Source organism: Nitrospirota bacterium (assembly GCA_016214845.1).
In the GTDB taxonomy this organism is placed as follows: Bacteria; Nitrospirota; Thermodesulfovibrionia; order UBA6902; family UBA6902; genus SURF-23.
Genome location: JACRMS010000018.1, coordinates 76,658 through 96,405 on the forward strand (window position 1 = coordinate 76,658; position 19,748 = coordinate 96,405).

General features: G+C 46.9%; 23 protein-coding genes. 14 read left to right on the forward strand and 9 right to left on the reverse strand.

Annotated elements, in window-relative coordinates:
- Positions 1–12 precede the first annotated feature (12 nt).
- The 6 genes from HZB61_05265 (at position 13) to HZB61_05290 (ending at position 5,575) form a co-directional block, all read left to right on the forward strand.
- Complete coding sequence (locus tag HZB61_05265; protein ID MBI5056008.1) at positions 13–2,466, forward strand: methyl-accepting chemotaxis protein; 2,454 nt, start codon at positions 13–15, stop codon at positions 2,464–2,466.
- Between the two features lie 181 nt (positions 2,467–2,647).
- The gene (locus HZB61_05270) at positions 2,648–3,103 is read left to right on the forward strand and encodes a bifunctional nuclease family protein (GenBank protein MBI5056009.1); all 456 of its coding nucleotides are present in this window, start codon (positions 2,648–2,650) and stop codon (positions 3,101–3,103) included.
- Between the two features lies 1 nt (position 3,104).
- Complete coding sequence (gene recO / locus HZB61_05275; GenBank protein MBI5056010.1) at positions 3,105–3,860, forward strand: DNA repair protein RecO; 756 nt, start codon at positions 3,105–3,107, stop codon at positions 3,858–3,860.
- A gap of 237 nt (positions 3,861–4,097) precedes the next feature.
- A complete protein-coding gene (locus HZB61_05280; protein ID MBI5056011.1) occupies positions 4,098–4,514 on the forward strand; it encodes a DUF3842 family protein in 417 nt (138 codons plus the stop codon).
- Positions 4,507–4,695, forward strand: coding sequence for a CooT family nickel-binding protein (locus HZB61_05285; GenBank protein MBI5056012.1), 189 nt, complete (start codon positions 4,507–4,509; stop codon positions 4,693–4,695). The genes HZB61_05280 and HZB61_05285 overlap by 8 nt, the downstream gene beginning before the upstream one ends.
- A 97-nt stretch (positions 4,696–4,792) precedes the next feature.
- Positions 4,793–5,575 carry a lipoate--protein ligase family protein gene (locus HZB61_05290; GenBank protein ID MBI5056013.1) on the forward strand — a complete coding sequence of 261 codons (783 nt, stop codon included), beginning with the start codon at positions 4,793–4,795 and terminating at the stop codon, positions 5,573–5,575.
- Between the two features lie 111 nt (positions 5,576–5,686).
- Here the strand turns inward: HZB61_05290 and HZB61_05295 are convergent, their stop codons facing one another.
- Positions 5,687–6,604 carry a hypothetical protein gene (locus tag HZB61_05295; GenBank protein ID MBI5056014.1) on the reverse strand — a complete coding sequence of 306 codons (918 nt, stop codon included), beginning with the start codon at positions 6,602–6,604 and terminating at the stop codon, positions 5,687–5,689.
- A gap of 90 nt (positions 6,605–6,694) precedes the next feature.
- Here HZB61_05295 and trpC point away from each other — a divergent pair, with 90 nt between their 5' ends.
- The 7 genes from trpC (at position 6,695) to HZB61_05330 (ending at position 12,317) form a co-directional block, all read left to right on the forward strand.
- Positions 6,695–7,483, forward strand: coding sequence for an indole-3-glycerol phosphate synthase TrpC (gene trpC / locus HZB61_05300; GenBank protein ID MBI5056015.1), 789 nt, complete (start codon positions 6,695–6,697; stop codon positions 7,481–7,483).
- Positions 7,484–7,586: 103 nt separating this feature from the next.
- The gene (gene argB / locus HZB61_05305) at positions 7,587–8,492 is read left to right on the forward strand and encodes an acetylglutamate kinase (protein ID MBI5056016.1); all 906 of its coding nucleotides are present in this window, start codon (positions 7,587–7,589) and stop codon (positions 8,490–8,492) included.
- A gap of 161 nt (positions 8,493–8,653) precedes the next feature.
- The gene (locus tag HZB61_05310) at positions 8,654–9,844 is read left to right on the forward strand and encodes a PQQ-dependent sugar dehydrogenase (GenBank protein MBI5056017.1); all 1,191 of its coding nucleotides are present in this window, start codon (positions 8,654–8,656) and stop codon (positions 9,842–9,844) included.
- Positions 9,845–10,017: 173 nt separating this feature from the next.
- Positions 10,018–10,614, forward strand: coding sequence for a short chain dehydrogenase (locus HZB61_05315; protein MBI5056018.1), 597 nt, complete (start codon positions 10,018–10,020; stop codon positions 10,612–10,614).
- Between the two features lie 9 nt (positions 10,615–10,623).
- On the forward strand, positions 10,624–11,202 hold the full coding sequence (locus tag HZB61_05320; protein ID MBI5056019.1) for a DNA-3-methyladenine glycosylase I: 579 nt from the start codon (positions 10,624–10,626) through the stop codon (positions 11,200–11,202).
- The gene (locus tag HZB61_05325) at positions 11,199–12,008 is read left to right on the forward strand and encodes a DUF116 domain-containing protein (GenBank protein MBI5056020.1); all 810 of its coding nucleotides are present in this window, start codon (positions 11,199–11,201) and stop codon (positions 12,006–12,008) included. The genes HZB61_05320 and HZB61_05325 overlap by 4 nt, the downstream gene beginning before the upstream one ends.
- Before the next feature lie 93 nt (positions 12,009–12,101).
- On the forward strand, positions 12,102–12,317 hold the full coding sequence (locus HZB61_05330) for a DUF2283 domain-containing protein (GenBank protein MBI5056021.1): 216 nt from the start codon (positions 12,102–12,104) through the stop codon (positions 12,315–12,317).
- A gap of 146 nt (positions 12,318–12,463) precedes the next feature.
- Here HZB61_05330 and HZB61_05335 read toward each other — a convergent pair whose 3' ends face one another.
- From HZB61_05335 to HZB61_05355, 5 genes are all read right to left on the reverse strand, one after another.
- The gene (locus tag HZB61_05335; GenBank protein ID MBI5056022.1) at positions 12,464–12,757 is read right to left on the reverse strand and encodes a hypothetical protein; all 294 of its coding nucleotides are present in this window, start codon (positions 12,755–12,757) and stop codon (positions 12,464–12,466) included.
- A gap of 12 nt (positions 12,758–12,769) precedes the next feature.
- Positions 12,770–14,746, reverse strand: a complete 1,977-nt coding sequence (locus tag HZB61_05340) for a DUF2075 domain-containing protein (protein MBI5056023.1) — start codon at positions 14,744–14,746, stop codon at positions 12,770–12,772.
- Positions 14,743–15,150, reverse strand: a complete 408-nt coding sequence (locus tag HZB61_05345) for a (deoxy)nucleoside triphosphate pyrophosphohydrolase (GenBank protein MBI5056024.1) — start codon at positions 15,148–15,150, stop codon at positions 14,743–14,745. The genes HZB61_05340 and HZB61_05345 overlap by 4 nt, the downstream gene beginning before the upstream one ends.
- A gap of 289 nt (positions 15,151–15,439) precedes the next feature.
- Positions 15,440–15,613: a hypothetical protein gene (locus HZB61_05350; GenBank protein MBI5056025.1), complete on the reverse strand. Its 174-nt coding sequence runs from the start codon at positions 15,611–15,613 to the stop codon at positions 15,440–15,442.
- Positions 15,610–16,134, reverse strand: a complete 525-nt coding sequence (locus tag HZB61_05355; GenBank protein MBI5056026.1) for a zeta toxin family protein — start codon at positions 16,132–16,134, stop codon at positions 15,610–15,612. The genes HZB61_05350 and HZB61_05355 overlap by 4 nt, the downstream gene beginning before the upstream one ends.
- A 506-nt stretch (positions 16,135–16,640) precedes the next feature.
- Between HZB61_05355 and rho the strand changes: the two genes are divergently transcribed.
- Entirely contained in the window at positions 16,641–17,603 is a 963-nt protein-coding gene (rho, locus tag HZB61_05360) for a transcription termination factor Rho (protein ID MBI5056027.1), read from the forward strand.
- 19 nt (positions 17,604–17,622) lie between these two features.
- Here the strand turns inward: rho and HZB61_05365 are convergent, their stop codons facing one another.
- The 3 genes from HZB61_05365 to HZB61_05375 form a co-directional block, all read right to left on the reverse strand.
- Positions 17,623–18,366, reverse strand: coding sequence for a radical SAM protein (locus tag HZB61_05365; GenBank protein ID MBI5056028.1), 744 nt, complete (start codon positions 18,364–18,366; stop codon positions 17,623–17,625).
- An 87-nt stretch (positions 18,367–18,453) separates the two neighbouring features.
- Positions 18,454–19,119 carry a hypothetical protein gene (locus HZB61_05370; protein ID MBI5056029.1) on the reverse strand — a complete coding sequence of 222 codons (666 nt, stop codon included), beginning with the start codon at positions 19,117–19,119 and terminating at the stop codon, positions 18,454–18,456.
- Positions 19,120–19,125: 6 nt separating this feature from the next.
- Positions 19,126–19,737: an isoprenylcysteine carboxylmethyltransferase family protein gene (locus HZB61_05375; protein MBI5056030.1), complete on the reverse strand. Its 612-nt coding sequence runs from the start codon at positions 19,735–19,737 to the stop codon at positions 19,126–19,128.
- Positions 19,738–19,748 lie beyond the last annotated feature (11 nt).

Consider the following 19,748-nt stretch of genomic DNA (forward strand, 5'->3'; position numbering starts at 1 on the left):
AGGTAAATGAATATGACGATCAAAACCAAGTTGACACTGAATGTTGTTATCGTGCTCGTAATTGTGGCCGCTGTTTCTGCTACGAGCATTATCGGTATGGGTTTTGTTAAGAACAAGCTCTCCTACCTTACGGAACGCAGTACGCCTTATCAGATAAGGACTGTTGAATTTCAAAAAACAGTTCAGGAAGTTACTGCCAACCTGATCAGAGTAAGTGTCTCAAAAAATACGGAGGAATATAACGCGTATCGCAAAGAAGCTGAGACTTCTTTGTCAGGCGTTAAAAATACACAGGACTCTCTTGCGGCTTTAACAGGCAACGCTACAATGGAGACGTATGAGAAACTGCATGAAACAGCTTCTGAACTTCTTGACACAACAGAGGCGAGGCTGCGGGCCGAAACGGATGCTGAAAACGCAAATAAAGCTATTACTGAAAAATTAAGGGAATCATCAATTAAATTAAGTGAAATGGACAAGAAGGTAAGAAGCCTTCAGCTTAACCGCTCGGCAAACTTCATAATGTCACTGGATGAGACAAAAACAATTACAACTGACGTCAAGTCTATTCAATTATTACTTTCTTCGCTGAAGGACATACAGGTCGCACTTTCGGAAATAGAGGCTGCTAAAGATAAAAGGACAGTGCTTATTACCGGCAGCAAGATTAATGTGGCAACAAATAAAATATTTCAGAACGAACATCTGAAAAGCTCAAAAAATATCTCAGCAGATATAAAAGTCATAACAGAAAAGGTAGAAGAGCTGATAAAACTCAAGACTTCTCTTCTCGGAGAAACAGGTGAGGATACAAAAGCAAATTATGAGAAAGTCAAAAAGGAGATAGGAGAGAGGCTTTCGGTGGTCATACTGGTAATTGAGCAGGAAGTTACCACGGGCAGCGAAAAGTATAAGGCAGAGACTGAAAAACAACAGGGGAACCTTTTTCAGGTAAATGTCGCCAATAATATCCTGGCATCCAATGCGGAGCTTCTCTCAATCGGGATGTCACTGGAAGGGTTAACAACAAAACTATTTATTGCAGCATCAATTAATGATATTGAACATATAGCAGATGAGATTAACAAGGCCTTTGATCTAATGGATTCAGTAGCTAAAAATCTGGAGCGGGGCTTAAAAAAGATAGACGCAATCAATGAGATGAAAATCCTCCAGGAAGCCAAAACGGCGGTGAATGTTACGAAGGGGCTGCTCCTCTCGCAGGACGGTGTGATTGCAAAACTCAAGCATAAAATGAACATGCAGGAGAAGGCGTTGCAGACCACCGAGAAATTAAAAAATATAGTCGTAAAACAGGCGGAGAAAGGCAGAGAGACGGTTACATTAGCGCAGGGCGAGCAGGAAAAAGCCATCGGCATGGTCAATAAAATGGTTGGATACAGCACAGCGCTGATGGGGTTTATCAGCGTGGCTGCTTTGGTGTTCGGCATTGGCTTCGGCATCTGGGTTTACCGTTCGATCGCAAAGCCGTTGATCCATCTGATACAGGCTTCAGATGAAGTATCACGGGGCAATTTAAAGGATGAATTGTGCGTTAATTCAGGAGATGAAATCGGCACGGTACAGTCATCAATGGCAAAGATGGTAAATAATCTCAGAGGAATAGTAGGGAAAATGAGGACCGCGACAGACGGTCTTGCGAGCAGTTCAGAAGAGCTGTCGGCTACAGCAACTTTACTTGAAGGAAGCTCAAAAGAACAGTCCTCGCAGGTAGAACAATCCGCTACAGCTTTGACCCAGATGTCACAGAGCATACTGGATGTAGCGAAAAACGCCGCGGCGACTTCAGCGACAGCGCAGAAGATGAAGGACACGGCAATTCATGGAAAAAGAGAAATGGATGTGACCATGACGGATTTAACAAGATTTATTGAAACAATTAAGGGGTCCGCTGTTAAAGTGGAATCGCTCGGGCATAAATCTGAAGAGATAAATAATATCGTTACACTGATCAAAGAGATAGCCAGCCAGACTAATCTCCTGGCGCTCAATGCCGCCATAGAGGCGGCCCGCGCCGGTGAACAGGGCAGGGGATTTGCCGTTGTGGCGGACAATGTCAAGCAGCTTGCTGAAAGAACAACCCTGGCCGCTGATGATATTACAAAGACAATAAATAACATGGAAACGGAAATCAACGGCTCTGTAACTGCCATGAAACAGGAACGGGCCCATGCCGAGAATGTGGTCCACAGCGTAAGAAACACGCTTCAATCAATAAACGAAATAGTGGTCCATGTGGAGAATGTGGCCGACATGGTGCAGAAGATAGCCGCATCGACAGAAGAACAAACTTCAACTTCCGACATGGTGTCAAATAATATGGGGAGCATCTCCGGTATAACAAGGCATTTAAGCAGCTCCGTCTCTGAAATAAAGCGCTCATCTGATGACCTTGCAAGACTTGCAACAGAACTCAATTCAATGGCCGGATGGTTTCAGGTGTGAGCTTAAACGCCCCTTTTTGATTAGGACCCGTTTCCCTTTTCATGCGTTATTATCAGGTCCCATCTTGGGTCAATATCCTGATCGGGCTTGATATTTTGAAGCCCGGTTCTTTAATAGAAAAATTTCCCGCCATAAGGTATCATATTAAAAAATAAACTTCTCACGCAACGAGGTATCAGAAGTGGTAAAACAAATGAAGATTGAAGGACTATTATTTGACCCAAGAAGCAATATGTATATCCTGCTTCTGAAAGAAATAGACGGCCATAATACATTGCCCATCTGGATAGGCAAGCCCGAAGCGGACTCAATTGCCCTCGCATTGGGGAAGATAGTTACGCCCCGTCCACTCACTCATGACCTTGTGAAAAACGTGATCCACGGCACGAAAATGAAGGTCACAAAGATCGTGATTACCGAGATAGTCGACAACACATACTATGCAGGGATTTACATCGACAAGGGCGACGGCAAGGAGATCCCCATTGACTCAAGGCCCAGCGATGCCATCGCGGTGGCGATAAGAATAAACGCCCCGATATTCGTAGACGAGCAGGTCATAGAACACAGGAACAATGACGAGCTTGAAGACTGGCTGGAAAAATTAAAGCCGGAAGACTTCGGGAATATCATGTGAAGTGCTGACGAGAACAGAAGGCATAGTCCTTAAGACGCAAAAATACGGTGAAGCCGACCTCATAGTGACCTTCCTGACCTCTGAAAAGGGGATAATCAAGGCCTTCGCAAAAAGTCCGCGAAAAACCAAAAGCAGGTTCGGAAGCAGCCTCGAACCTCTAACGCACGCAAAGATCTCCCTGTGGGGCAAGGAGCAGACGTCACTGCCGAAGATCACACAGGCCGACATCATCAATTCCTTCCATCAGATAAGGGACAATTTTCAGGACTTCATCAACATATCAAAGCTGGTCGAGATACTGATCAACCTCCTGCCTGAGGGAATTCCCAATAAAAAGCTCTTCACCTTTTTTCTAAATATCCTCCATGCCGTAAAGTCATCAGAGCAGGAGCCAAAAGACGCCCTGCATCTCATCACCCGGATCAGATTGCTCGCGACGATTGGCTATGCTCCGAGGTTGAAAGGATGCGGCAGGTGCGGGGAGAAGAGCCTGAACTTTTATCCCGACTCAGGCACCACGCTCTGCAGAAAATGCGCCGTGACCCCGATTGGAAAGGGGAAGCCCTTCATGCAGATCAATGACAACACCATACACTTTTACTCGCACAGCATTGAGTGGCCGATCCACATCTCAAACCGCCTCAAACCGCAGCAAAAAATACTCACCGAGCTTTCCACCCTGCTCGATAAACATCTCACCCACCTGCTTAGCAAGAAACTCCTCGCGTCAGAATTTCTCGCGGAGGCGAGCCGGTAGTCACTCTAACCCGCAACCGTTAAAAAGTAGACAGTAGATAGTAGTCGGGGGAAAACAATTACGGCGTAGTCATTAGGCAACAGCAAGTAGTCGGGGAATTTCTAACTACTAACTACCAACTACTTACTGCTGTTTTGTTTGTCGATTATAGAAATTCTGTAGCAGTCTTCCATTTAAGCTAACCAGGGAAACCTTCATTGACTGTTCCCGCAGTTATTCTTTATACTTTTTCATATGCTGAAAATAGCTGTGATCGACGGACAGGGAGGCGGCATCGGCAGTCTCGTTGTAAAGAAGCTCAGAGAGGAATTCGGGGACTCAATTGAAATAACCGCCCTTGGGACTAATGCCGTAGCGTCGACAACAATGCTGAAGGCAGGCGCTGACAAAGGCGCCAGCGGAGAGAACGCAATCGTGTGGAACGCAAACAGGGTGGATATTATCACCGGCCCCGTCAGCATCATGCTTGCAAACGCAATGCTTGGTGAATTGACGCCCAAAATGGCTGAGGCATTGTCATCAAGCCCTGCAAAAAAACTGCTGCTCCCTCTCAACCAGGAGCAGGTGGATATAATCGGGACCGTAAAAGAGCCCCTGCCCCATCTGGCGGACGCTCTTATTCAAAAGATAAAGGAGATTACAAAAAATGTGTGAGGCAAACGCATATATTGAAAAAGACGGCAAGGAAGAACTCTATCTGGAAAACGTCGATGTCCTGAAACCCGAAGGAGGGAAAATTTATCTGAAAAACCTTTTCGGCGAGCAGAAGTTCTTTGAAGGCACGATAAAAGAGATCTCTCTCATAAAGCACAAGATCATCCTGAAGAAGGAATAATAAATTTTCATCCACAGATTCCGCAGATGTCATAGATTATTTTTCAGAAAATCTGCGTTCGTCTGTGTAATCTGCGGATTAATCTTTTTTTCTTAACATGCAATTCATCCGTATCATCACACAGGACCCGCATCCCGCAGCCTTCAACATGGCCCTTGATGAAGCCGTGTCAGAGGCCGTCAGGCAGAAGCTCTCTCCTGCCACGCTGCGGTTATATCAATGGGACACGCCGTCAGTTACCGTCGGATACTTCCAGAAGATCACAGACATCAACGTGACCTATTGCAGTGAAAAAGGTTATCCCGTAGTAAGAAGGATCACCGGCGGCAGGGCCATCCTCCATGACTCGGAACTCACATACAGTTTTTCCTCGGCAAAGGATTTTTCGCTGTTCAGCGGCAGCCTGCTTGAAAACTACACAACGATCAGCAAGGCGCTTGTCCTTGGACTTAAACTTACAGGAGTCGACGCGCAGATATCTTTCGTGAGAAAAAGAAGCGTGGGGCACAGGGACCCCGCGTGTTTCAGGTCCGTGTCATATGGAGAGGTAACAGTGGATGGAAAGAAAATAATCGGCAGCGCGCAGAAACGCTATCACGACGGTTTCCTTCAGCAGGGCTCCATCATGCTGAGTTTCGATGCGAGGGAATTGCGCAATGTGCTGAACGGCAATGAAAAGAATTTCAAAGAGATCGGTTCGATCAACGATCGCGCCGGGAATATATCTTTCGGTGATCTCAAGGCCTCACTAAAAGAGGCCTTTGAAAAAGGACTGGATGTTAAACTCATCTCCGACGCCCCCACTAAATTTGAACTCAGCCTCGCAAAAGAACTTGAAGCAAACAAATATTCAACCGGGGAATGGAATTTTTCACGGTAAAAGCATAGGGCAAAGAGCAGAGAGCATGGGGTTAAAGACGATGCATTGTGAAACCTTTAACTTTCAACTTCTTTCCCGTCACTCGTTACTCGTCACTTATCACTATCTTGGTTATATCTCATACGTGGCGGTATAGACCGGATGGCCCGTCGCCTTTATGTAATAAACGATCAGTGCGCTCCACGCGGTGATCACAAGATAGTTCTGGATCACGGCGCTTACGAAAGACAGCATGATGCTTACAGGGGCAAACATGAGCAGCATGTTTAAAGGTACCATCAGCGCGATGGAAATAATGTTTATAACTATGATCCCCGCGAACAAAGCAAGGAAAAGCATAAGGGCCTGAGGTTTTTCCTTTAACAACACTAACACCCTTTTGACAGACTCCAGCGCCCCCTTCTCTTCAATAACCGAAGCTATTATCGAAAAAAGCATGAGCATAAACCAGAGCAAAAAGATTATCGCGCCGAAAATTATCATTGCCATCAAGGCAAATGAACTGAAGAACACTTCAAGAGTAGTGTCCGCTTTTGAGAAACCATAAATGACAGCGGCAATGATACCGCCTGCGGCAATAAAGGCGGCAAGCAAAGCCGTAACGATCAGGAGCAGCAGGGAAACCAGCCTCAAGAGGCGGGGGAAGTTTCTGCCTGCCTCCCTGAAAAATGAAGACAGACTGAACCCGTACTGGATATTGACAGCGGCGTTTTTCAACACACCCAATGTGCCCCCTAATGAATACAGAATTATCATGGATGAAAATATCAGATATAAAACGAATGACATGCCGATAAGCAGGACAAGTCCCAGATACCTTGACGCATATGCAATCGGGTCTCCAGCTATCTGAGGCAGCAGGGTTTCCGCGCGGGCCAGGTCAAAACCCAGATACATTATCGCGACGATCACCGGCACGCCGACAAAGAAAAACAGGCCCATGAAATTAATAATTGTTACGCCGATGCGGACGAATATCAGATGGAAATTTCTATTGGCAAGCTTAAAACCTTCTTTCAGACAATCCATTACCATAATAGTTTTTTAGTTTAGGCCCGTATAGGGCAAAAGTCAATTTCCCTTGAAAAACTTCATGCCTTACCTATAAAATCTTCTCTAATGAGCATTCTTAAGGAAATTCTGGCATATAAGAAAGAAGAGCTGAAGGCTGTAAAAGGCGCTGTCCCCCTGTCAGACCTGAAGGCACGGGCAAAGGACGCCGCAGCCCCAAGGTCTTTTAAAGACGCTGTTGCAAGGGAAAAAGGCAATCCAATAAAACTCATCGCGGAGCTTAAAAAAGCGTCTCCTTCAAAAGGGCTGATACGGAAAGATTTCAACCTTGCCGAAATTGTGTCGATCTACAACAAAAAGGATGTCGCCGCCATATCCGTCCTCACTGAAGAGCACTACTTTTCCGGCAAGCTTGAATACCTGAGCAAGGTAAGAAAGAAAACCGCGAAGCCGCTGCTGCGCAAGGACTTTATTTTCGACGAGTATCAGATATATGAATCACGGGTAAATAATGCTGACGCGGTCCTGCTCATAGTCGCGGCACTTGAGATACCTCAGCTCACTGACCTCTTTGAATTAGCGAAAGAGCTCTCGCTTGACTGCCTTGTGGAGGTACACGACTGGAAAGAGCTTGACACGGCCCTGTTTTGCGGCGCGGGAATAATAGGGATAAATAACAGGGACCTGAAGACCCTCAATATAAATTTAAATACGACCTTCCAGCTTCTGAAGGACATCCCCGATGACAGGATCATAGTCAGTGAAAGCGGCATAGATACAAGGGCTAACGTTGAGGCGCTTGAGGCCACAAGGACAGACGCCGTACTCATCGGCACCGCTATAATGAAGTCCGAAGATATCGGCAGGAAGATCGACGAATTGCAGGGAAAAGCTTAATGCTGCAGAGGCCCATCCACAGATTACACAGATCCGCGCAGATTTTTTATTTCATCTGTGCAATCTGCGAAATCTGCGGATTTAATTTACAAGGAGAAAGTATATGAAGACCCTCATTGAAAAGGCAAACATACTCATAGAGTCGCTGCCGTTCATAAAGAAATTCTACGGCAAGACCTTTGTTATAAAATACGGCGGCGCAGCCATGGTGGACGAGGCCCTGAAAAACGCGTTTGCCGAGGATGTCGTGCTTCTGAACTTCATCGGCATCAAGCCCGTGATAGTGCACGGCGGCGGCCCGAAAATAAACAAGGTGATGGAGCAGATGGGAAAGAAGCCGACCTTTATCCACGGTCAGCGTTTTACCGACAGCGAGACAATTGACATAGTTGAAATGGTCCTCGGCGGGCTGATCAACAAGCAGATCGTGTCATTGATAAACAGCCACGGAGGCCGCTCCATCGGCCTGAGCGGAAAAGACGGCAACCTCATCAAGGCCAGAAAAAAGGTCATTAAAAAAGTCTCTCCTGAAACAGGCGCCTCTGAGATAATCGACCTCGGGCTCGTCGGAGAGGTGGAGAAGGTAAATCCGCAGATCCTGTTCTCAATGGAAAGAGACGGCTTTATCCCTGTGATCGCTCCGATAAGCGCGGGGCAAAGCAATGAGACCCTCAACATCAACGCCGATTATGTCGCAGGCGCGATTGCCTCAGCGCTAAAAGCGGAAAAACTGATATTGCTGACAGACGTTGAAGGCATCAAGGACAAGAAGAATACCCTGCTCACAAACCTGAACGCGAAAAAGATCAAACCCCTCGTGGCAAACGGGACCATTTCAGGCGGGATGCTCCCGAAGGTCCAGGCATGTCAGAGCGCCCTGGCAGATGAAGTCAAAAAAGCGCACATCATTGACGGCCGCGTACCCCACGCCCTCCTCCTTGAGATATTCACTGAAAAAGGAATAGGAACAGAGATAGTCAGAGAAGCCCGCAAGAGCGCAAGAAAATAAGAGCTCGTAAGAGCGTAAGTTCGCAAGCGCGTGCCAGTCTTCTGACTTTTGCACTTCTGCTCTTTTGCTCTGTGGCGCTGTTAATTTGACAACCTGACAGATCCGGCTATAATTTCAATAAGCGCATTGTTTTGTTGTGCTGTGAACTGTAAGGAGGAAACATGCGATATGCACTGTTCATCAGGTTCGCTGCTTTCCTGATGCTGCTATCGGCAGCGGAATTTTATACAGGATGTGACGGAGGAGATGGCAACGGGGCTTCTTCACCGGATCTGTCCGGGATCAAAATAGATGTTCTTGCGTCAGGCTTCAGTCAGCCTGTCCACATTACCCATGCCGGAGACGGGAGCGGAAGGCTTTTTGTTGTCGAGAGATCAGGCCGTATAAAGATCATAAAGAACGGCGTCATTCAGCAGCAGCCTTTTTTAGATATCTCGCAGAAGGTGCTGTCAGCAGGCGGAGAGCAGGGGCTTTTGAGTGTGGCATTCCCGCCTGGGTTTGCCTCTAAAAAATATTTCTACGTGAATTACACCGCTGTTGCCGGAGACGGCGACACCGTTGTGGCCCGCTACAGGGTCACAGCCGACCCGGACACCGCTGATCCGGCCGCCGAGCAGATCATTCTTACCGTTGATCAGCCCTTTGCAAACCATAACGGCGGTCAGTTGGCCTTCGGCCCTGACGGGTTTCTCTATATCGGCATGGGAGACGGCGGAAGCGGCGGAGACCCTCAGAACAACGGTCAAAATCCCGCGGCGCTTCTCGGCAAACTCCTCAGGCTTGACGTGGAGTCCAATCCTTCCCAGCCCGGATACAGCATCCCCGCTTCAAACCCCTTTGCAAACACTGCCGGTACCCGTGGGGAGATCTGGGCCTCAGGACTCAGAAACCCCTGGCGGTTTTCCTTTGACAGGCAGACCGGTGACCTCTTCATCGGAGACGTCGGGCAGAGATCGGTTGAAGAGATCGATTTTCAGTCGTCAAACAGCACAGGAGGAGAAAACTACGGGTGGAACATCATGGAAGGCAGCAGATGTTTTCTGTCCCCCGGCTGCAGCACAGGCGGCCTCGTCCTTCCTGTTGCGGAGTACAGTCACTCAGCAGGAGAATGTTCTGTTACCGGAGGGATGGTCTACCGCGGGCCGGGTTTTGCATCTTTACAGGGTGTCTATTTCTTCGGCGACTTTTGCAGCGGCATCATCCGGGGAATACGCCGGAGCGGCACAAATATTGAAAACGCTGCCCTGCTTGATACCGGGCTCGGCATCAGCACCTTTGGCGAGGACGAAGCTGGAAATATTTATGTAGCCGACTATCTGACCGGGGCAGTATATAAGCTCTCCGGGACGTAATTAGCGCTTACGAACTTTCGCTCTTTCACGCTTCTGCCTTTTGCACTATTGTACTTCTGCACTATGGCTCTTTTGCACTTTGGACTACCGCTCCAGTGCTCATGCTGTATAATTTTAATAAGAAACATTCAGGACACTTTTAACATTGAAAACTTTTATTCGGAGGACTAACAATGAAGGTCATTGTCATCGGCGCAACTGGAACAATAGGAAGAGCTATCGTGCAGGCCATCGGGAACCGCCACGAGGTGGTCCCTGTCAGCTTCAGCAAATCATCGATTAAGGTTGATATCGCGGACAGGGCATCCATTGCCAGGATGTTCGAGACAACGGGACGGGTCGATGCGGTGCTCTGCGCAGCGGGACTCGCGAAATTCGGTCCCATGTCTTCGCTTACGGACGCGGACTTCGCATTCTGCCTTGACAACAAACTGATGGGGCAGGTGAACGTTGCCCGCATTGGGATAGATCACATTAAAGACAATGGTTCGATCACCCTTACAAGCGGCATATTAAGCCGCCAGCCCATGAAAGGTTCGACCGCTATCAGCCTTGTAAACTCAGCTCTCGAAGGCTTCGGCAGGGCAGCGGCACTGGAAATGCCGCGCGGTATCCGCATAAATATCGTAAGCCCAAATTGGGTAGTTGATACGCTCAAGGCCTTTAACATGGACCCGTCAATCGGCACTCCCGTCGCCGTGGTCGCCCAGGCATATGTGAAGGCCCTCGAAGGCGCCATGAACGGCGAAGTGCTTGACGCGATAAAGTAGGAAGGGAATATGAGAAATAGCAGACAAACCTGTTCATGGCCGGCTACAGACCCTCTTCTTATTGAATATCACGATAAGGAATGGGGCGTTCCGATCCATAGTGATAGAAAACTTTTTGAATTTCTCATACTCGAAGGTTTCCAGGCAGGGTTGAGCTGGCTTACCATTTTGCGGAAGAGAGAGAATTTCAGAAGGGCCTTTGATAATTTCGATTTCAATAAAGTTGCCGCTTATGACGAACGAAAGATACATGCTCTCTTGAACGACAGCGGGATCATCCGCAACAGGTTGAAGATCGCGGGCGCTGTTACAAACGCAAAGGCATTTCTTAAAGTCAGGAAGGAATTCGGGACATTCGATAAATATATCTGGAGTTTTACCGGGGGCAAGCCCATCCATAACGGGTTCAGGTCCCTGAAAGAACTTCCCGCAAAGACTGAACTGTCAGACCTCATAAGCTTGGACCTGAAAAAAAGGGGATTTAAATTTGTCGGCTCGACGATCCTCTATGCCCACATGCAGGCAACCGGAATGGTGAACGATCACATCAGGAAATGCTTCAGGTACAAAGGGCTCGCCGGGAAATGACGCATGCACGTGAAGAAACTCCTTTTCGCGGTAAAACCTATTCTCTCTTCCTGGATGAATTGGGGTCAGCCCGCTATTATGAGCTTATCAGGCAACTCACTGACAGGTTCCTCGATCGCTGTCCGGATGAAAAGAGGCTCCTTGCTCAGGTGCGGAATGCTGCCGCGCGAAGGTCATTCATTAGAAAACTCCCTGGCAGAGATGCTGATAAGCATCTTGTTTCATTTATCCGGCAAACACTGCGGGAGTCCCTTTCCGTATACACAACCGGGGTCCGTCAGCATTTAAAGGGCCTTCCTCTTTCGCAGCGCTTTGACGCCATACTGCGGACAAAAGAGGAGCAGTACCACCTCTACATGATCGAGATAGAGCTGGCCAACAGGATATACAGGGAGGCCTTCAGACGAAGCAGTTACAAATTCGCCCTGATCGCCCATTGCCTTCGCGACTTCAGACCGGACTGCAAGGCAGGTCCGGGAGAATACGAGACCGTATGCAGGGGATGCTCGCGGGATTGTCTTGTCCATCTGGGAAGCATCCTGCTTAAAAAATACGATATCCACCCCTACATTTCCGTCACCATGGACCTTGAAAAGCTCTTCAGGAGGATCAAAGCAGAACACAAGTCAGTGGGGGCACTGGGGATCGCCTGCGTCCCTGAGCTTGCCATGGGAATGAGAATGTGCATTGAGATGGATATTTCTCCTGTGGGAATACCGCTCGATGCAAACCGCTGTGCAAGGTGGATGAAAAAGGCGCATGAGACTTCCTTCAATCTTGAGGAACTGGAAAAACTGATCCTGTAACTTCCGCTCTTTCGGACTTATGCTCTTCTTCCCACATAATACTATCGAAGGTGATAGAATAATTACAGTTACCGGCAGATGGGAGGAGACAAGATGAAAGTTACCTATGACAGGAAATCCGACCTTCTTTATATCCGTTTAGATGAAAGTATACAGGACGTGATCAATAAACGTGTCGCCGAGGATGTTGTTCTGGATATCGGAGCAGGTGATAAGATTGTTGGGATCGAGATCCTCGAAGCATCTTCACATGTTGATCTCAGCAAGATACTGCCTATCCAACACGAAGGAATTAAAGTCTCCGCGTAGCTTCCGCGCTTTCGATCTTACACACTTACTTGCTTTTGACGCTGATTGCTGCTTTCGGTTTTAAAGCGGACTTGATTCGGGCATAATAGAATAATTGCTGCTGTTGGATTAAAATGCCAAAAATAAAGCCCTTACCACAGGCGTTCTCAGTAACATGAAAATCTGTGAGAAACTACAACTGTTCCTTCGATTAAATCAAGTTTATACACCACGCCAGTTGTATTGCATATAATTTGAAAAGAGCAAATATCATATCCGTCATCCTTCTCGCGCTCACCAGCCCCAATTTCAGTCTGCCAATCATTGAACTCTTCTTGTAACTCTGCAACTGCCTCTTCTATAGAAGTAAAAACATAAGGGCTATCATTGCCATCGTAGAGATTATTAATCCATCCTTCGCACAGAGAATACTGCATAATTTCATACCCATTATTTATCATAGAAACTCAATCCTAAATTACACTGAATCCAATTTTTTCAAGATACTTAAAGGTAACATCATAAAAGAGGGGGTTACGCGTCAAATCCTCTGAATCACCTGCCGGGACGACAATTACCATACCTTGACGAGCACGGGTTAAGAGAACACGGTAAGCATTCTTGAGATAGTTCTTTCGCTCCTCTTTCCTGATATGATTCCAACTGTCGCCGCGAAAAGACCAGTGTTCCCAGCCTTTCTTTGAATAACGAAAATCCGCATCCCATGTAACGCATACCCAATCAAGCTCAAGCCCCTGTATATGAAATTCCGTAGCTATATCCTCAAGATAATATGAAGATCGCACATCTTCCTTGCCATCAAGGAACCAGTGAATCGGGTCCATGGGCGATTTCACATCAATCGCGTGCGGCTTTAGACGCTCTGCTTGCGATGAAACAACAATTCCATAACGTTCAGACCCTCGGGCTTGTTTTTTCAACCATTGCTTAGCCTTCGCAAGATCACGCGTAATTACTATCGGATAGTTTTCTTTAACTTTATCGAGCGTTTTTTGAGCTTCCTCAACTTCAAGATCAAGCAGTTGTTTGATTAAAAGCGACACATGCTCCGCACGAAAAGACCTCATCGAAACAGCAAGGTGTAATTCGTCTTTGTACATGATGTTTGGACGTAATTTTATTTCGTCTAATACCCTTCCTGCTCCATACTCGCTGTCCATAAGTCGAGAAGATATATAAATATGCCAATCCGGAAAGGATCGTTCTAATGATTCAATCCATTCGCCAATTCCTGCCTCTCCCGTGTGAATTTCCTGGCCACCACCAACAAGACACACAATGACTGCCCAATCCGAATGACGATCAAGGCATGAGATCAGAAATTCCGGCTCTGACCTAATAAAGTTAGGAGTGTTCTTTTTAGTGCGCATAAATTTTGATGTTTGTTCCACATTCCACGCACGTTGTGCTTCGTCAAATAACGCAACATGTTCTATGGGCGGCCTTTTAGAATCAACAAGACATTCATCACGGAAATGATGAACATTCTGAATGAACTTCTTAACTATACTCACGGCCTCACCTTTTTTGATCTTGACACCACGTTCTTTTTCGTGTCGAACCTTATCTCGCGCCAATGCTTCTCGTAAGATATCAACAAGTGGACCATTACCAGAAAGAAACACGCTGTAGAGTTCATTTGATTCATCAGAGTGAACATTTGCGATATTGAGCCCAACTAATGTCTTACCAGCGCCTGGAACTCCCGTCACAAAACAGATGGATTTACAGGATTTTTCTTTTGAAGAATGGATAATTTTTGAAATCGCCTCGGAAGTTAGACTAAGGTTGATTGCGCTTGCATCACTGCGTGAGATGTCACTAACTGAGTGACCGTTATATAGTGCCATCGCAGCCTCGATGATTGTTGGTGTAGGACAATACCGCCCGCTTTCCCATTGTGACCGTTCAATGTCTTTGCCATCGGCAAAGCGTAGGACATTGGCGAGCACTTGGCCGAGCAATTCAACGTTGCACTTAATAGGAAAAAGTAGTTTGTCGTTTTGTGGTGTAACGGCGACAAATGTGGTAGCGCTTTTTGCTTTGGTGGCTACGAGCACAGGAGCTACAAAATGATCGTGGCTCGATTTATGAAAGTTTTTTAAATCCAAAGCATAATCCCAAACCTGGTCGGTGGCATATGACGTGAATTCTTTTTCGCCTATTTTGAATTCAAGAACAAAGATTACAGGGCCAATAAGAATTACTGCGTCAATTCGTTTTCCCATTCGTGGGATCGAATACTCAAAATAGATCGACCCTTGATAATGAGATAGAACAGTCTGCAGAATGTTAATTTCTTCTAACCACGCATCTCGCTGTGATTGTTCTAAAGGGAATTCATTACTCATCGCTAATTTACTGAAAATGTCTTCGGGTTGAGAAATCAGAAAATTCTCGATTGAGTCAGAATAATATTCTCTTCTCATAATGCATTATTCCTAACAACCCGCCCCTGATATTCCCTAATAACCGGACAATCCGCTTCAGCCCAGTCAAGCATGTGCAATTCTTCTACCGGCAGCCAGACCATTGCACTATGTTCATGAAGGGTGATCTCTCCTGAAACAATCTCGCACACGAATGGATAAAGAGTTATTGTAAATGACGGGTAATGGTGAGTTGATACAGTCAGCGGTTCTCCAATGGTTACCTCGATCCCCAGTTCCTCTGTTAATTCACGCCTGAGACATTCTTCAGGGCTCTCCCCCTCATTGATCTTTCCACCCGGAAACTCCCACTTTAGCGGCAGGCTCATGGATGAACTCCGCTGCGTACAGAGAACTTTCCCTCCGAGTTCAATAATGGCACACGTGACATGTATATGTTTCATTGATACTTCTTAGTGTCCTTACTCATCAAAAGCGCTCACGCTCATATGATAACGTCACTTACCGGAATGCCCTATTATATACCAGCAGTGAAAAAGTGGGAACAGACGTAAGCGCGAAAAGTTCGAAAGCGCGTAATGTGGGAAAGCATCAAAGCAAACAGCAACTCAACCAACTCATAATCACTGTACTTCCCCGCACTCCCCTTTATATTAAATAAAGGTTCCAGCGTTAACGGCTCAAACGGTTGAAACGATTCAAGCATCGACTATCAGGGCCGCTAATATCCCCTCATCCGGCTTTTCTTTTTTGTTTGGTCAAATCCACAACCTTGCCATTCTCAAATACATATAAGGGAGTGTGGGTCTTGACCGCCAACTTCTTAGCTTTCCTTGCCGCCCTTCTGAGCGCCTTGTCAACACCTGCAAGATCGGAATCCTTAGGTAATACTTTTTTTACTCTCATGTCTTTTCTCCCCAGTCCAGCAGCACTGGCACGCTGCCTGAGTTGTCATACAATATCCATGCATTAACTATCTCCTTGTATATGTTATCAAAGTTGCGTAACCCTGCGCTGAATCTGCGCCGAATCACTTCTTCCGAAACGTTGTGTCCTCCCTGGATAACACGGGCCGCAACTCTGGCCATCGCCATTTCGGCATTCGGAAGATTAAGGAATATCAGTTTAACATGATAGCCGAGGGCTTGCCATTGTGGAACCATTTGGGCATATGAACGGCCGCTTAGCGTCGTCTCAAAGGCAAAGCTTTTTCGTTGTTTCACGCGGGACTTTATCTCCTGAAGCATGAGACGCCCGGCATGTAATGCTGCTGCTTCAGGCTTAAATGGTGAAAGCCCGGCTGCTATAAGATCGGCATTTATAAAGTCGGGGCAGTCCGCCTCATTGGGGAGATACTCTTTCGCAAACGTGGTCTTCCCCGCACCGTTAGGGCCTGCAATAATGACGATCTTTAATTTGTCTCTCATGTCGCAATTCCTCAGCTCATCACCCGGAGAGTCAGTGCTTTGATTTTGAATTACCGAGGTTCAACCCATCAGCACTCGCCAGTCCCGTTCCTCCGCAAACTCCTTCAGCCTCTTTTTCAATACATCAAAAAATCCTGCTTCATATTGCCCCTTTAAAAGCCACGCATAATATTAACCCCGTTAATCATATATTTCAACAGATATCTTGCAGAAAGTGCGTAAGCGTGAAAGCTCGTAAGCCAGTAAGGCGGAAAGGGCTAAAACTCTTGCAGACTTTCTTACTTTTCCTTCTCCCTCATAATCAAACTTTCCCGCCCAATTTCTTTTACAAAAAACAAATAATGGATACTTGAAAAAGAAATATCTGTTAAACTTACAGTGGGGTTAATGAACGTCCTATAGATACTACGGTATTTAAAGATCCGGAAGTTGAATCGAAAAACATTGTATCATCTCCAGGATGAAGACCTACTATTAAAAGAAAAACAATAAAGTGAGGAGTATATATGAGTTCGTTTAGATCAAATTCGCGGCGTGGGAGATCATGGCCGCAGCAGCGTTCGAATGTGCCGGCGCGCAGGGTTGTTTCACCAGATGAGAAAAAGTTTCTTGCCGGTACGGCAGTAAATCCGCATACGCGTATTATTCTTGAGAAGGGAAGTGATGATCTGTCAGTGCGTGCGCTTGATCTTATTTGTCCTATAGGGATGGGACAGCGCGGTCTTGTGGTATCATCGCCCGGGTTGGGTAAGACAACATTTTTAAAGAATATCAGTAATGCGGTAACGAACGGGTATCCTGACATGAAGGTATATTGCCTGCTTGTTGATGAGCGTCCCGAAGAGGTGACCGATTTTACGCGCAGTGTGAAGGCCAAAGTATATTCCTCGTCTATGGACCATAGTCAGGAAAGTCATATTAAGGTTGTCGATCAGGTCATCGCAGAGGCCTTTAAGGAAGCTGCCGCAGGGCATAATGTGATGATATTGCTTGATTCACTTACGCGTCTGGCGCGGGTACATAACGCGCAGCACCGGGGCAGCGGGCGTACGATGTCCGGAGGAGTGACTGCCGGCGCCCTTGAGGTGCCCCGCCGTATTTTTGGTGTTGCCCGCAATGTAGAGGGTCTGGGCTCTATAACGATCCTTGCGACGATCCTGGTCGATACAGGCAGCGCTATGGATAATGTCATATTTGAGGAGTTTAAAGGTACGGGGAATATGGAACTGGTGCTATCAAAAGAGCTGGCACAAAAGAGGGTGTTCCCGGCAATCGATGTGTCAAAGAGCGGTACCCGGCGTGCCGAGCTTTTGTTTGAACCGGAAGAGTACAGACGCCTTGAATTATTGCGCCGGGGCATGGCATCGATGAATAATAGTGTTGCCGCTATGGAAAAGCTGATAGAGCTGCTTCAGAAATATCCGAGCAATAGCGATCTCTTAGAATCGTTTAAAGATGTTAAGGGTTAGTTAGGGCCGGGTCTTGAGTTCAATAAAGTATCTGACACTCAATCCCTTCCCTTTCGAATCCCTTCATCAGCTCTTTTCCCTTCTCCGTGAAAAAACTGTCCTCCATGGCCCACTGCATCCCGTGCTTTTTGTATAACCAGTCCGCGTAATGGTAGTTCAGCCTGTCTATAAGCACATTGTCCACCTTCCCTTTTAATTCGCTGACCAGTCCCTCGGCGCCCGGCAGGACCGGCGCTATCATGGCAAAGGTCCTGATCCCTGCGGAGTGAAGATCTGCAAGCGCCTCGATCCTCTTTTTCACGGGCGGGGCCCCCGGTTCGAAGATGCTTCTTATTTTTTCATCGGCCGTAGTTATCGTGAACCCTGCCTCGGCATCGCTTGCCCTCTTCAGTATCTCAATGTCCCTCAGGACAAGAGGGGATTTGGTCTGAATGGTGAAAGGCCAGCCGTTATCAGCGAGGATGGAAAGGCATTTCTTCGTGATCATATATTTTTTCTCAAGGGGTTGATAGGGGTCGCACACGCCGCTTATCCATACGCGTCCAACCTTTTTCTTCTTTACCTCATGGGCCAAAAGTTCAGGGGCGTTTATTTTCACATCAACAAAATCCCCCCAGCGCTCGGCATGGCCTGTAAACCTCTTCATGAATTTGGCATAGCAGTAAACGCAGGCGTGCGCGCAGCCGACATACGGATTTAAGGCGTACTCATAGACCTGAGACTTTGAGAGGACACTCTTTGCCATAATTTCCCTGATCTTCATTTCTTGATTTTATCACGATCCGGATTAAACAGAAAAAAACAGCAGTCAGCAATCAGCTGTCAGCTTTGAGCCCTTCGATAAAGAAAGTCATTTCATCATCCTGAAAAGCTCAAGCCCCTCTTCGAGGAATGAATTGAGTTCATCAGGTTTCAGCAAGATATTGGAGCGATAGCATACTAACTTATTTCCATTTCCCTCGATGGTCAATCCTCTGTGCTTGCCAAGATAAGTCAGCACCTGATCCCCGAATACTCTTTTGATGTCATCCTCATTATCAGCCTTCAGCACATAGACGTCTGAGAATTCTCCGTGTCCCTGAATGTCAATGAACTGTTTTTCGAGGGCGCTGAAGATCCTATTGAGGATGTTTTTCGGGTACAACAGAAATGACGGAAGGTCCAGACTGTCTGATTGCAAAATGAGTACGGTCTGGCTTTGTGTCTGAGGCGATTGCCCTTCTTCGCCGGTCCTGAAGATATATTTAGAACTATAATCGAAGATGTGGACCGGGACGCCGCCGGTCTTGCCGCTGATGAAATTGTTCACCTTTTTTTCGAAGCCTTCGGAAAAAAGACGGAATCCACTGAATGACTTTCCTACATCAATTGCGGCAAGCTTTGAAAAAGATAATCCCCGCCTCCGGGCAAACGAATGAAAGGCTTCAGCACGCCTTTTACTGTAGGCATATCCGGCCCATATGATCACAATTAAAACTGAAAGCGCGATAGGAATTATCGTTGCCGCGTCATCCATCACTGGTCAATACAACTTGAAATATACAGGCACTATGCCGTGGCGGTGAAGTGATTCAATGAGCGCGAGTATACCTATCATAATCACGAACCAGAGTGAATCTGAAAATCTCCCCCTGAGGAATTTGGGTTTTATGGTGTACTCCTCCGGCTCATGAAACAATGAAAATGAAGGAAAGAACATCGGGACCCTTTTCTTGAAATTCCTAAAATCCTCCCCGTGAATTTTTGTCAGGCGTTCTTCTTCCCTGCTGATGACAACAGGGTAATAAAGCATAAAGGCGATAAATATGATCGCGGGGACCGCGAGCGTTCTTGTTGCCAGTCCCACGCCTACAGCGCCGAGAAGGCTGAAGAAGTACAGCGGGTTTCTGGACATCGAATATGGCCCGGTTGTTATCAACACATCTTTCTTGTATCCTGAGATATAAACCGAGCACCACATGCGGCCCACTGTTGCGGTGGCTGATAGAATTGCTCCAAGTAGAAACAGCGCCCCTCCGGCAATGCCGTTCTCTTCCCAGAGGCTGCCGGTGAACAGGATGGCAATGCCCAGCATCGCCATGAAGAACTGTCCCAGTTTTATTCTATTCTTTGAGAAAACCTTTTTGACTTCCATTATAAATTCCC

What these genes read in the sequence shown, in the direction of transcription:
- HZB61_05285 (MBI5056012.1), top strand. Translation starts at nt 4,507, where the DNA reads ATGTGTGAGGCAAACGCATATATTGAAAAAGACGGCAAGGAAGAACTC.
- HZB61_05335 (MBI5056022.1), bottom strand. Translation starts at nt 12,757, where the DNA reads ATGATAAATAATGGGTATGAAATTATGCAGTATTCTCTGTGCGAAGGA.
- HZB61_05310 (MBI5056017.1), top strand. Translation starts at nt 8,654, where the DNA reads ATGCGATATGCACTGTTCATCAGGTTCGCTGCTTTCCTGATGCTGCTA.
- HZB61_05325 (MBI5056020.1), top strand. Translation starts at nt 11,199, where the DNA reads ATGACGCATGCACGTGAAGAAACTCCTTTTCGCGGTAAAACCTATTCT.
- HZB61_05370 (MBI5056029.1), bottom strand. Translation starts at nt 19,119, where the DNA reads ATGGATGACGCGGCAACGATAATTCCTATCGCGCTTTCAGTTTTAATT.
- rho (MBI5056027.1), top strand. Translation starts at nt 16,641, where the DNA reads ATGAGTTCGTTTAGATCAAATTCGCGGCGTGGGAGATCATGGCCGCAG.
- HZB61_05375 (MBI5056030.1), bottom strand. Translation starts at nt 19,737, where the DNA reads ATGGAAGTCAAAAAGGTTTTCTCAAAGAATAGAATAAAACTGGGACAG.
- HZB61_05315 (MBI5056018.1), top strand. Translation starts at nt 10,018, where the DNA reads ATGAAGGTCATTGTCATCGGCGCAACTGGAACAATAGGAAGAGCTATC.
- HZB61_05320 (MBI5056019.1), top strand. Translation starts at nt 10,624, where the DNA reads ATGAGAAATAGCAGACAAACCTGTTCATGGCCGGCTACAGACCCTCTT.
- HZB61_05330 (MBI5056021.1), top strand. Translation starts at nt 12,102, where the DNA reads ATGAAAGTTACCTATGACAGGAAATCCGACCTTCTTTATATCCGTTTA.
- HZB61_05355 (MBI5056026.1), bottom strand. Translation starts at nt 16,134, where the DNA reads ATGAGAGACAAATTAAAGATCGTCATTATTGCAGGCCCTAACGGTGCG.
- HZB61_05295 (MBI5056014.1), bottom strand. Translation starts at nt 6,604, where the DNA reads ATGGATTGTCTGAAAGAAGGTTTTAAGCTTGCCAATAGAAATTTCCAT.
- HZB61_05350 (MBI5056025.1), bottom strand. Translation starts at nt 15,613, where the DNA reads ATGAGAGTAAAAAAAGTATTACCTAAGGATTCCGATCTTGCAGGTGTT.
- trpC (MBI5056015.1), top strand. Translation starts at nt 6,695, where the DNA reads ATGAGCATTCTTAAGGAAATTCTGGCATATAAGAAAGAAGAGCTGAAG.
- HZB61_05265 (MBI5056008.1), top strand. Translation starts at nt 13, where the DNA reads ATGACGATCAAAACCAAGTTGACACTGAATGTTGTTATCGTGCTCGTA.
- HZB61_05290 (MBI5056013.1), top strand. Translation starts at nt 4,793, where the DNA reads ATGCAATTCATCCGTATCATCACACAGGACCCGCATCCCGCAGCCTTC.
- HZB61_05365 (MBI5056028.1), bottom strand. Translation starts at nt 18,366, where the DNA reads ATGAAGATCAGGGAAATTATGGCAAAGAGTGTCCTCTCAAAGTCTCAG.
- HZB61_05340 (MBI5056023.1), bottom strand. Translation starts at nt 14,746, where the DNA reads ATGAGAAGAGAATATTATTCTGACTCAATCGAGAATTTTCTGATTTCT.
- HZB61_05345 (MBI5056024.1), bottom strand. Translation starts at nt 15,150, where the DNA reads ATGAAACATATACATGTCACGTGTGCCATTATTGAACTCGGAGGGAAA.
- argB (MBI5056016.1), top strand. Translation starts at nt 7,587, where the DNA reads ATGAAGACCCTCATTGAAAAGGCAAACATACTCATAGAGTCGCTGCCG.